This window comes from Pseudomonas laurylsulfatiphila, assembly GCF_002934665.1.
Taxonomy (GTDB): domain Bacteria; phylum Pseudomonadota; class Gammaproteobacteria; order Pseudomonadales; family Pseudomonadaceae; genus Aquipseudomonas; species Aquipseudomonas laurylsulfatiphila.
Window position 1 is genome coordinate 70,669 of the sequence record NZ_NIRS01000003.1, and the last position, 12,096, is coordinate 82,764.

The 12,096-nt window shown below is 59.5% G+C and carries 8 protein-coding genes; 3 read left to right on the forward strand and 5 right to left on the reverse strand.

All coding sequences use genetic code 11. The features are described from left to right. Window positions 1-8 precede the first annotated feature (8 nt). Entirely contained in the window at window positions 9-3,650 is a 3,642-nt protein-coding gene (locus CD175_RS10740) for a transporter substrate-binding domain-containing protein (RefSeq protein WP_104448907.1), read from the forward strand. Window positions 3,651-3,699: 49 nt separating this feature from the next. Further along, window positions 3,700-6,645, forward strand: coding sequence for an HD domain-containing phosphohydrolase (locus CD175_RS10745; RefSeq protein WP_104448908.1), 2,946 nt, complete (start codon window positions 3,700-3,702; stop codon window positions 6,643-6,645). Here CD175_RS10745 and CD175_RS10750 read toward each other — a convergent pair whose 3' ends face one another. Both CD175_RS10750 and CD175_RS10755 read right to left on the reverse strand, forming a co-directional pair. Then, on the reverse strand, window positions 6,646-7,128 hold the full coding sequence (locus CD175_RS10750) for a free L-methionine (R)-S-oxide reductase MsrC (RefSeq protein WP_104448909.1): 483 nt from the start codon (window positions 7,126-7,128) through the stop codon (window positions 6,646-6,648). Further along, entirely contained in the window at window positions 7,125-8,015 is an 891-nt protein-coding gene (locus tag CD175_RS10755) for an ATP-binding protein (protein ID WP_104448910.1), read from the reverse strand. Before CD175_RS10755 ends, CD175_RS10750 begins: the two co-directional genes overlap by 4 nt. A 165-nt stretch (window positions 8,016-8,180) precedes the next feature. On the opposite strand from CD175_RS10755, the gene CD175_RS10760 reads away from it, so the two are divergent. Next, complete coding sequence (locus CD175_RS10760) at window positions 8,181-10,502, forward strand: hybrid sensor histidine kinase/response regulator (RefSeq protein ID WP_104448911.1); 2,322 nt, start codon at window positions 8,181-8,183, stop codon at window positions 10,500-10,502. Here CD175_RS10760 and CD175_RS10765 read toward each other — a convergent pair. From CD175_RS10765 to msrB, 3 genes are all read right to left on the reverse strand, one after another. Next, window positions 10,486-10,947, reverse strand: coding sequence for a MarR family winged helix-turn-helix transcriptional regulator (locus tag CD175_RS10765; RefSeq protein WP_007973507.1), 462 nt, complete (start codon window positions 10,945-10,947; stop codon window positions 10,486-10,488). The genes CD175_RS10760 and CD175_RS10765 overlap by 17 nt on opposite strands. Then, window positions 10,944-11,429: a glutathione peroxidase gene (locus tag CD175_RS10770; RefSeq protein ID WP_104448912.1), complete on the reverse strand. Its 486-nt coding sequence runs from the start codon at window positions 11,427-11,429 to the stop codon at window positions 10,944-10,946. The genes CD175_RS10765 and CD175_RS10770 overlap by 4 nt, the downstream gene beginning before the upstream one ends. A gap of 226 nt (window positions 11,430-11,655) precedes the next feature. Beyond that, window positions 11,656-12,051: a peptide-methionine (R)-S-oxide reductase MsrB gene (gene msrB / locus CD175_RS10775; protein ID WP_104448913.1), complete on the reverse strand. Its 396-nt coding sequence runs from the start codon at window positions 12,049-12,051 to the stop codon at window positions 11,656-11,658. Between the last annotated feature and the right edge of the window lie 45 nt (window positions 12,052-12,096).

Consider the following 12,096-nt stretch of genomic DNA (forward strand, 5'->3'; position numbering starts at 1 on the left):
GAACCTGGATGCCCAGCCGTTTGAAGGTCTATCTGATTCAAGTGACCGCAGGTCTATGCGTGAGCACCTCGTTGTTCGGAGCACCGGGCAATGAGCTCTACACGCTGCTCAGTCGCTCGAAGGTCGGGGCGCTGGAGATTCGACTGGATGAATCCCAGCGACAATGGATAAACAACAAAAATCAACTGACACTCGGCACGTCGGCCCCGGACTACCCCCCTTTCGACCTGACCACCAGTGGCCAGGACTATGAAGGCTTTACCGCCGATTACGCTGGTCTTCTGGAAAAAGCCACCGGGTTGCCCGTCAAGGTTCAGCGTTTCGAATCCCGAGGGGCCGCGATCACCGCGCTGCAGAACGGCGATGTCGACCTGCTTGGCACCGCCAATGGATTCGAAGCTGGCATTGCCGATATTGCCCTGTCCATACCCTATGCCGTCGACCAACCCGTATTGGTGACCCGCGAAGGGGAAACCCGATCCCTCACCGATGGCCTGGCCGGATTGCGCCTGAGCATGGTGTATCACTATTTGCCGCTGGCGGAAGTCAAGGCGTTGTACCCAAAGGCGATCATCACGTCCTATCCGTCCTACCAGAATGCGATCAATGCCGTTGCCTTCGATCAGGCGGACGTGTTTCTCGGTGACACGATTTCAACTCACTACATGATCAACAAGGGGTACTTGAACAACATCCGGATGGCCAACTTCGGCAAACATGAAGCCCATGGCTTCAGCTTTGCCGTCAACAGGAACAACCCCGAGCTGCTCGGCATCATCAACGCGATGATCAAGGCCATCCCCTCCAGCGAGCGAGAAAACATCGCCAAACGCTGGAGCGCCGGCAGCGACATTCTGCTGACCGATCAAAAACTGCAACTCACTGACCGGGAGGAACGCTGGCTGGCACATCACCCGATAGTGCGCGTCGTCGTCAACGAAGCCTTTGCGCCACTGACGTTTTTCGATAGCAATGGCAACTTTCGCGGGGTCAGCGCGGATTTGCTTGAGCTGATCAGGCTGCGCACCGGCTTGCGCTTTGACATCCAGCGCAGTCGAAACGATGACGAGATGATCAAACAGATCAAAAACAACCAGGCCGATGTGATCGCCGCGTTGCTCCCCAGCGCCAAACGTCAGTCCCAGCTGAACTTTACCCGCCCCTTTCTGGAAAATTCCTACGTCCTGCTGACCCGTAAAGCCGCCGACAGCCCGACCAACCTCGTGCAGTTGCAGGACAAGCGCCTGGCCATTGCCCGCGGCAATCCACTCAAGGACTACCTGCGCAGAGAGTTTCCCCGGATCAAGCTGATCGAAACCCCGGACACCTTCAGCGCCGTAGAGATGCTCGCCGAAGGTCAGGCCGAGGGCGTGGTGAACTCACTGGTCATTGCCAATTATTTCATTTCCTCGCGGCTGTTCGAACACACCTTGCAAATCAGCACCACCATCGGCACCGAGCAGGCAGCGTTCTCCCTGGCCACGGCACGGGACGCCAAAGAGCTCAACGCCATTCTGAACAAGGCGCTGCTGAGCATCTCGCCGGAGGAACTGGGCATCATCAACAGTCGCTGGCGCGGCTATTCGGCGTCCTCGCAAAGCACCTGGCGCAACTATCAAAGACTGTTCTACCAAATCGCCATCGGTGCCGGTGCGCTATTGCTGATTTCCATTGCGTGGAACGACTACATGCGACGCCAAATCAAGCAGCGCAAGGCCGCCGAGCGCGCATTGAACGATCAGTTCGAGTTCATGCGATCGCTGGTCAATGGCACGCCCCATCCGATCTACGTACGTGATCGCCAGGGGCTGCTGCAAAGTTGCAACGACAGTTACCTGCAAGCGTTCTGCGCCAGGCGTGAAGATGTCATCGGCAAAAGCGTCATGCAGGGGGCGATGAGCAACGTATTCGAAGCCCGGGAGTACCAGGCTGACTACCAGCGCGTGGTGACCGAAGGCAGACCGTTGATCGTCGATCGCGAACTGCACATTGGTGGCCGGCGGCTGACGATCTATCACTGGATTCTTCCCTACCGCGATTCCAGCGCGAAAGTGCAAGGCATTATCGGTGGCTGGATCGACATCAGCGAACGCCGGCAACTGCTCGATGATCTGCGTTGCGCGAAAGAACACGCCGATAACGCCAACCGGGCCAAAAGCACGTTTCTGGCCACGATGAGCCATGAGATCCGCACGCCGATGAATGCAATCATCGGCATGCTTGAACTGACACTCAAGCGTCTTGATCATCGGCACCCGGAACGTCCGGCCATCGATGTCGCGTACAACTCGGCGAAAGGGTTGCTGGAACTGATTGGCGACATCCTCGACATTGCCAGAATCGAATCCGGGCGCTTGAGCCTTAGCCCGGAGCGCGTGAATCCGGGTGAACTCGTGGCCTCGGTCGTACGGATTTTCGATGGCCTTGCCCGACAGAAGGAACTCGAACTGAAGCTGGAGTTTTCTTCGGCCAACCCGGCCTTCGATGTGTTGCTGGACCCTTTGCGCTTCAAGCAGGTGCTGTCCAACCTGATCAGCAATGCCATCAAGTTTACCGAGCAAGGCCAGGTCCGGGTCATTGTCGACCTGCACCCGGCAATGCAGCCAGATCGTGTGCAAATGCGGGTGCAGGTTCACGACAGTGGCATCGGAATCAGCGAACAGGATCAATACCGGCTGTTCGAACCCTTCGCCCAGGCCGACAACGCCATTCAATCGGCCAGGGGGGGGGCAGGGCTGGGGCTGGTCATCAGCCGCAATCTCTGCGAGATGATGGGCGGTAGTCTGCAATTGCGCAGCGAGCCGGGTGTCGGCACTCAAGTGGAGATATTGCTGCACCTGGAAACGTTGCCGCTGCAGCAATCTGCCCAGGTGGCCGAAACGCAAATTGTCGTCGCCACAACCCCATTGAATGTTCTGGTCGTCGACGATCACTCGGCCAATCGTTTGCTCACCTGCCAGCAACTGGAGTTTCTAGGCCATCGATTCACCGTCGCGGCCGATGGCCAGGAGGGATTGGAGGCATGGAAAGACCAACCGTTTGATCTGGTGATCGCCGATTGCAACATGCCGGTCATGAACGGATACGAGCTGGCCCGTGCCATTCGCCAGCATGAAAGCCAAAACCATCGCCCTCCCTGCACTGTGCTCGGCTTTACCGCCAACGCTCAACCGGAAGAAATACAACGCTGCAAACAGGCCGGAATGGATGACTGCCTGTTCAAACCCCTTAGCCTCGGAGCCTTGAGCCAGTGGATGGAAAACATTGAACCCACCCATGTTGCCCCGGCGTTCAGCCTGCACGGGTTGAAACTGCTGACCGGGGGCAACCCCATGTTGAACCGCAGATTGCTCAACGAGTTGGTCAACAGCAACCGCCAGGATCTGCAAACGCTGATGTCGCTATCCAGCTCCGGGGATACGCAGGCGCTGCAGGACATTGCCCACAAAATCAAAGGCGCAGCCCGGATAGTGCAAGCCTCCCCCCTGATCGATCGCTGCGAGGCGCTCGAAGCAGCCTGCCATGAGGATTTCGATCGCGAAAAAATGGCCGGATGCTGCCAATCCATGGAGCGCACCATGCTTGAGCTGGAGGACGCGTTACTACGTCAGATCAAGCATTACGACGAAGGCAAAATGACAGAGCCTTAACTATGCTTGGACCCTCAGCAGTGTGTTGACCCTCATGGAGAAACCCGCAATGCCTGACCCACTGCGCACGGATCCACGCCGGTTTCCACTGCATGTCCATATCAGTGTGATGTTCACCTTTCTGTTGTTGCTGACCGGAGTGCTGCTGGGTCTATTCAACTACCGGCAAACGACCCAGATCATACTGTCCAGCAGTGAAAAACTCTTCAACCGTATCGAGCAGGATGTCCGGCTGGACCTGCACGCAACTTATGAACCCATTCGCCACCTGTTGAGCCTGCTGGCACTCAATCCGGCGGGCCAGTCCGCTGATCTGGAACACCGCCTGGCACTGCTCGAACCGTTCAGCCAGTCACTCGAGGACAACCCCAATCTGGCGTCGCTGTACCTGGGCTACGACAACGGCGACTTTTTCATGGTCCGCCCGCTGCATACCCCAGAGGTCAAAGCCCTGGTCAAGGCCCCGGACATGGCGGCTTACCAGGTCTGGAGCATTGAGCACGACAGCAGCGGCCAGGCTCGTTCCCAGTCTTTGTTTTTCGACCGGAACCTGGCTCTCGTCAGCCGCCAGGACAACCTGAACGACACCTACGACCCTCGCAGCCGTGCCTGGTTTACCAGTGCCCGTAGCGACAATGACCAGATCACGACCGAGCCCTATATCTTTTTTTCCACCCATGACATTGGCACGACGCTGGCGCGACGCAGTGGCGACAAGGCAATCATGGCCGCCGACCTGACCCTGGCCGAACTCAGCGCGACCTTGGCCAAGCACGTCGTGACCCCTCATACCGAAATCGTGCTGTTCGATGCCGAAGGCAATGCCATTGCCTACCCCGACAGCCGCAGGCTGATCATCGATGATCAGACATTGCGCCTGATCAAGGCCGCGGACCTGAGCCCCAGCCTGGGTGCGTTGCTCAACACCCCCTCTCAAGGCAGTCGCCTGGATGCCAATGGCCGGCAGTGGATCGTGGCCCGCAGCGGCATGCAGGAAGGCGGCCCCCAAGGCCTGCAACTGGCGCTGCTGGTACCGGAAGACGAGTTGCTCGTCGATGCTTACCGGATGCGCTGGCAAGGTGCACTCATTACTCTGGCAACGCTGCTGTTATGCGTACCGCTGGGTTGGCTGACCTCCAGAGTCCTGGTCAAACCCTTGCGCGCCCTGGTGCAGGAGGCCGATGCGATTCGCAGTTTCGATTTCAATTTTCCGCTTTCCCGTCGCTCGCCGGTGCTCGAAGTCGACCAACTGAGCGTGTCGATGGCACGGATGAAAGACACGCTGGCGAGCTTCTTCCAGATCACTGACAGCCTCAGCGCCGAAACCCGTTTCGCCCCGCTGCTGGAACGGGTGTTATTTGAAACCGTGAAAATCGCTCAGGCCCAGGCCGGCCTGATCTATCTGCGTGAAGGTGATGGCGGGCACATGGATCCCCACGGTCTGGTCATCAATGACACCGCCGAAAACCTGCAATCCTTCGACATCCGCGGACACTCACTGGAAAACCCGCAAAGCCCCCCATGGCTGCAGCAGCTGGCAAACGTCGACAACGTCGTCAGTAACCTGGGGTTCGAGCAAGCAGGCGATCTGCAGAAAATCCTGCTCGCGCTGGAAAGTCCCCGGGTCCATCTGATTGGAATCCGCCTGCATAATCGTCACAACGAAACCGTGGGCCTGCTGGTGTTGCTATTGGCCGACAGCGGCGAGCAAAGCGATCTGGACAAACTGCGGCCAGACCGCATTGCATTTCTCCAGGCGGTGTCCGGCGCGGCGGCCGTGTGTATTGAAAGCCAGCGCCTGCAAGCCCGGCAAAAACAGCTGCTGGACGCCTTCATTCAACTGCTGGCCGGTGCCATCGACGCCAAAAGCCCCTATACCGGCGGCCATTGCCAGCGCGTGCCCGAACTGACCCTGATGCTTGCCCGGGCGGCGGCGGCCAGCCAGGACCCCGCCTTCAGCGCCTATCGGCCGACCGAAGATGAATGGGAGGCACTGTACATCGCTGCCTGGCTGCACGATTGCGGCAAGATCACCACGCCTGAATACGTCGTCGACAAAGCCACGAAGCTGGAAACCCTGACCGATCGCATCCACGAAATCCGCACCCGCTTCGAGGTACTCAAGCGCGATGCCTGGATCAGCTACTGGCAGGCCATTGCCCTGGGCGGTGACGAGCAAGCGCTGGCAGAACTGCGTGATGCCAGCCTGGCCGGGCTGGATGATGATTTCGCCTTCATTGCCCGTTGCAATCTGGGTGGCGAAGCCATGGCCGACGCTGATCTGCAACGCCTGCGCAGCGTGGCTGAACGCACCTGGACCCGGACCCTGGATGACCGGCTGGGCGTGTCCTGGGAAGAGAACCGGCGTCAGGCCCGAACACCCGCCCCCACCCTGCCCGTCAGCGAACCCTTACTGGCGGACAAACCCGAGCACCTGTTCGAACGCAGCGAAAACGAAGTGATACCGCAAGATAACCCCCTGGGTTTCAAACTCGACGTTCCGCCCCACAAATACAATCGGGGCGAGCTGTACAACCTGAGCATTGTCCGGGGCACCCTGACGAGCGAGGAGCGTTATGTCATCAATAACCACATCGTTCAGACGATCCTGATGCTCAACCATCTGCCGTTTCCCGGGCACCTGCGCAGCGTCGCGGAAATAGCCGGCGGGCATCACGAAAAAATGGATGGCAGTGGTTATCCGAAACGCTTGAAGCGAGAAGACATGAGCCTGCCGGCGCGAATGATGGCGATTGCCGATATTTTCGAAGCGCTGACGGCCGCCGACCGTCCCTACAAAAAAGCCAAGACCTTGAGCGAGGCGCTCGGCATCATGGCGTTCATGTGCCGTGATGCCCACATCGACCCGGAACTGTTCGGGCTGTTCATCAGGGCACAGATCTATTTGCAGTACGCCAGGCGCTTCCTCGACCCTGCGCAGATCGATGCGGTGGACGCATCGGGCTTGCTGGTCAAGGCGGGCCTGGCGTCTTGATCAGCAGTCGGTCAGGCGCAGGAAAATCGCCGCCAGTTGCTCGATACCGGCCTGGTCCTGCGGGGTGAACCGTGCCAGTTTCGGGCTGTCGAGGTCGAGCACGCCGATCAATCGGCCGTCCTTGACCAGCGGCACCACCAGTTCGCTGTTCGAGGCGCTGTCACAGGCAATGTGACCGGGGAACGCGTGCACATCTTCGACCAACTGGGTCTGCAAGGTAGCGGCTGCCGTTCCGCAGACGCCACGCCCGAACGGAATCCGCACGCAAGCGATCTGCCCCTGAAACGGGCCCAGCACCAGCTCCTCATTGCAGTTGAGGTAGAAGCCCGCCCAGTTCAGGTCATCGAGCTGATTGAACAGAAACGCCGAGAACTGCGCGGCATTGGCGATGAAATCCCGCTCGTCCGCCAGCAAGGACTCCAGCTGCGCGTGCAGCATGCCGTAGCCTTCGAGGCCCTGGCCGCTCTTTTGTAAATCGATCATGCCTTGTGCTCCAACAGTTTCAGCCCGACCCAGTAACGGGCAAATTGATAAGCGCAACGTCCATTGCGATTGCCTCTGCCGGTGGCCCAGCGTACCGCCAGGATGTCCAGCTCTTCGCTGCGCTGCCATGCCAGTCCGGCCTTGGCGGCCAATTGGCCGATCCAGTGTTCGACGACGTTGAGGAAGTGTTCCTGGGTAAACGGATAGAACGACAGCCACAGGCCGAAGCGGTCAGACAACGCAATCTTGTCTTCCACCGCCTCGCTCGGATGCAGCTCGCCGTCGACCCGCTTCCAGTTCTCGTTGTCACTTTCCTTTTCCGGCACCAGGTGGCGACGGTTCGACGTGGCGTACAGCAAGACGTTGTCCGGCGCCTGTTCCAGAGAGCCATCGAGTACGCTTTTGAGCACTCGGTAATCGCCCTCGCCCGACTCGAACGAGAGGTCATCGCAAAACAGCACGAAACGCTGGGGCAGTTTGCCGATCTGTTCGACCACGCGCGGCAGGTCTGCCAGGTGATCGCGTTCAATCTCGATCAGACGCAAACCGGCTTGAGCGTGCTCGGCCAACAAGGCGCGCACCAGCGACGACTTGCCGGTGCCGCGCGAGCCCCAGAGCAAGGCGTGGTTGGCGGGCATGCCATCGAGGAACTGTTGGGTGTTGCGCCCCAGCTGCTCAACTTGCCGGTCGACGCCGATCAGGTCCGACAGGCGCATGTCGAGGCTGACCTGCAGCGGCATCAGATAACCGCCGCGAGACTCACGCTGCCAGCGCGCGGCCAGGCATTGAGTCCAGTCGATGGCTGGCCGGGGTGCCGGCAGCAACGGCTCGATACGGGCCAGAACGGCATCGGCGCGTTCAAGAAAAGCATTCAATCGGGAATCCACGACTTCTCCTCGGGCACGTTCACAGTAATGATGGTGATACAGCGACCAAACACAGCGTCACACAAGCGGCTGCCCCCGCGGTACAGGCCTCGCGAGAACATCAACAGGCAGGCATGATCGACTATGCTTGAGCAGCGAAAGGAAACGGAAGTGGTTCACCCCCCCATGGACATCAAATTCACCAACCGGCTGTCATTCAAGCAAGCCCGGCTGACCGTGCTGGTCGGTTTCATTCTGGGCACGCTGCTCAGCCTGCTGCAAATAGGCATCGATTATGCCAGTGAAGACGCCTCCATCAATCGTGAAATCCTTTCATTACTGGAAATCAGCCACAACCCGGCCTCGCGAATCGCCTACAACATCGACGCCGAACTCGCCAAGGAACTGACCCAGGGCCTGCTGCGCTCGCCGGCGATCATCGGCGCGAAACTGACCGACAACAACGGCACCGTGCTGGCCAACTCCAAGCGATCCGAGGCGCAAAACGGCTACCGGATGCTCAGTGACTTCCTGTTCGGTGCCAGCCGACAGTTCGAAGACCGGCTTTACCTGGATCATTTACCCAACGAATCCCTGGGTACGCTGCGGCTGAAGGTCGATACTTACGCCTTCGGCAACCGGTTCCTGCGCCGGGCCGAAGTGACCCTGATCAATGGCTTCGCCCGCAGCCTGCTGCTGTCCGGCATCCTGCTGGCGCTGTTCTATGTGATGCTGACCAAACCCTTGGTGCGAGTGATCCGTGAACTCAGCGGTCGCGACCCGGGCAACACCGAACCGACGTCGCTGGAGTGTCCTGCCGGGCACGCCAACGATGAGATCGGTGTACTGGTCAAGGTTGCCAACCAGCAATTCAAAAACATCGCCACCGAAATCCAGCAGCGGCGCAACGCGGAAAACCGCCTGACCGATTATCTTGGCCAACTGGAAAACATCGTCTCGGCCCGCACCGCGGAACTCAAGGCAATCAACGCCCGGCTGAGCCAATCCAACGAGGAACTGGAAGCCGCGCGCAGTACCGCCCTCGACATGGCCGAAGCCCGCTCGGTGTTCCTGGCCAACATGAGCCATGAAATCCGCACGCCCCTCAATGGCTTGCTCGGGATGATCGCGCTGTCCCTCGACGGACCGCTGAATGCCGAACAACAGCAACAACTGTCGATTGCCCATGACTCGGGCAAGGTACTGGTGGAACTGCTCAACGATATCCTCGATTTGTCGAAGTTCGATGCCGGTCAACTTGAACTCGAACACATCCCCTTCGACCTCGGTTCGCTGATCGAGGACACCGCCAACCTGCTGTCGCAGAACGCCGCCCCCAGCGTCGAACTGACCTGTCTGATCGATCCGCATTTCCCGGCACTGGTGCTCGGCGATCCGACCCGGGTGCGGCAGATCGTCAGTAACCTGCTGTCCAACGCCCTCAAGTTCACCCGTTTTGGGCGTGTCGACGTACGCCTGTCGACGTTCGGGGACGGCGTCAGAATCGAAGTGTGCGACACCGGCATCGGCATCCCTCAGGAAGCCCAGGCCAGGATCTTCCAGCCTTTCACCCAGGCCGGTGCCGGTATTACCCGCCAATTTGGCGGCACCGGGCTGGGCCTGGCGCTGACCTACAACCTTTGCGAAGCCATGCAAGGGCGCCTGACGATCAGTTCCGAAGCGGGTTTTGGCAGTCAGTTCTGCGCCGATCTGCCATTACCCAGCCATACCCGCGCAATGCCTGCTGTTTCGCTCAATGGCAAAGTCGTCGCCATCACGGCCGCCAGCAGCGGGCTGGGCGAACTGCTGAACAGCCTGTTGCCTGGCTGGGGGCTGGACTATGAACGGCGTTCCATGGATGACTCACTGCTTGGCCTGGCAGCCGACGTGCTCATCACCGACTGCCCCGAATGCCTGTTCAATTTGCGCCCCGCCCTCAGCGCGCCGATCCTGCTGATCACCGCGTATGGCAATTTCATGCCCGGCGAAGAGGTAAACGCCCTCGCCCCCTTGCAACAACAGGCACGCCCCCTGGCCCGCAGTACGCTGTATCAGAGCTTGCGGCGGATCCTGCAACCGGAAATCCACCCGATCAACGATGTCCGGCACGAAACGCAAAGCCCGCTACGTCGCGGGCGCGTGCTGCTGGTGGAAGATAATCCGGTGAACCAACTGGTGGCCAAGGGCATGCTCGGCAAACTCGGCTGCGAGGTCACCACCGCGGCCCATGGTGCCGAGGCCCTGGATCAACTCGAACAACGGGAGTTCGACCTGGTGCTGATGGACTGCAACATGCCGGTGATGGATGGCTATGAAGCCAGCCGGCAGATCCGCCGCAGCGGACGCTGGCCCCAACTGCCCATCGTCGCCCTGACGGCCAACGCCATGTCGGAGGAGCGCGAACGCTGTCGTGCCGCGGGCATGAGCGACTACCTGGCCAAACCCTTCCGGCGCGAAGAACTGGCCGCCCTGCTGGACTTGTGGATTCCCGCTACGACAGCGCCCTGATCTGTCCCAACAGGTGGTCGAGACCATCGCGCAAGTCGTTGAGACGATTCAGGTCGACCCCACTGTCGCACAACAACCGCGCCTTGAGTGGCCCGACCTGATCGCGCAAGGCCGTTCCGGCTGGCGACAGGCTCAGGTGCACTTCACGCTCATCGCGCGCCGAACGCTGACGCTGCACCAGTTGCAGTTGTTCGAGGCGCTTGAGCAAGGGGGTCAACGTGCCGGAATCCAGGGCCAGACGCTCACCCAGTGCCTTCACGGTCGGTTGCTCGGGGGCTGCTTCCTGCCACTCCCACAGCACCAGCATCGCCAGGTACTGAGGGTAAGTCAGGCCCAACTGATCGAGCATTGGCTTGTAGGCGCGAATGACCGCACGGGAAGCTGCGTACAGCTTGAAACACAGCTGGCTGTCGAGCTTCAGGGAATCGACGGACAAGGTGTTCATTTGAGCAGGGCTTCGATCTCGCGGGTCAGGTCCTGCGGCTTGGTCGCCGGGGCGAAGCGCTTGACCAGTTGCCCGTCCTTGCCGATCAGGAACTTGGTGAAGTTCCACTTGATGCCCTGGGAACCCAGCACACCCGGAGCGCGCTTTTTCAACTGCACGAACAAGGGATGGGTGCCGGCGCCGTTGACTTCGATCTTTTTGAACAACGGGAAGCTGACACCAAAGTTCAGCTCGCAGAATTCGGAGATCGCCCCTTCATTGCCCGGCTCTTGCTTGCCGAACTGATTGCAGGGAAAACCGAGCACCACCAGGCCCTGGTCCTTGTAGGTCTGCCACAACTCTTCCAGGCCTTTGTATTGCGGGGTGAACCCGCACTTGCTGGCCGTGTTGACCACCAGCACGGCCTTGCCGGCGAAATCCGCCAGGGTCTTTTGCTCTCCCTTGATCGTGGTGCAAGGGATGCTCAGCAGGTTGTCGCTCATGTTTGAGGTTCCGAGTGAATGCCAGAGACAACAAAATAGCGAGCAATTGAATTGTGTGCAATTTAAATAATCAAGTCGGGCCAGCTATCCGGCACACAACCTGTAGGAGCTGCCGCAGGCTGCGATCTTTTGATTTTGTTTTTTCTGGATCCCAGAAGATCAAGATCAAAGGATCGCAGCCTGCGGCAGCTCCTACAGGTTCAGCGCATGGTCCGCTCGCTTCGGATCAGTCGCGGGGAACCAGGTCCAGGCACACCGAGTTGATGCAATAACGCAGGCCAGTCGGCGGCGGACCATCTGGGAAAACATGCCCCAGGTGCGCGTCGCATTTGGCGCAGACCACTTCGGTGCGGATCATGCCGTGGCTGACATCACGGATCTCGGTCATGGCGCTGTCGCCGATCGGCGCGTAGAAACTCGGCCAGCCGCAGCCGGAATCGAATTTGGTCGTGGAGTCGAACAGCGGTTCGCTACAGCAGATGCAGTGGTAGACACCGTCGGTTTTGGTGGCGTTGTATTTACCGGAAAACGGACGTTCGGTGCCTTTGAGGCGGCACACGTTGTACTGCTCTGGATCGAGCATCGCCTTCCATTCTTCCAGGGTTTTTTCCAACTTTTCCATCATCACACCTCAGCGGCTGAAAAAGCCCGATCTGTACCTTTTCCA

Coding starts and splice junctions, on each gene's coding strand:
- CD175_RS10750 (WP_104448909.1), bottom strand. CDS start 7,128: ATGATCGATTTACAAAAGAGCGGCCAGGGCCTCGAAGGCTACGGCATG.
- CD175_RS10745 (WP_104448908.1), top strand. CDS start 3,700: ATGCCTGACCCACTGCGCACGGATCCACGCCGGTTTCCACTGCATGTC.
- msrB (WP_104448913.1), bottom strand. CDS start 12,051: ATGGAAAAGTTGGAAAAAACCCTGGAAGAATGGAAGGCGATGCTCGAT.
- CD175_RS10765 (WP_007973507.1), bottom strand. CDS start 10,947: ATGAACACCTTGTCCGTCGATTCCCTGAAGCTCGACAGCCAGCTGTGT.
- CD175_RS10770 (WP_104448912.1), bottom strand. CDS start 11,429: ATGAGCGACAACCTGCTGAGCATCCCTTGCACCACGATCAAGGGAGAG.
- CD175_RS10740 (WP_104448907.1), top strand. CDS start 9: ATGCCCAGCCGTTTGAAGGTCTATCTGATTCAAGTGACCGCAGGTCTA.
- CD175_RS10760 (WP_104448911.1), top strand. CDS start 8,181: ATGGACATCAAATTCACCAACCGGCTGTCATTCAAGCAAGCCCGGCTG.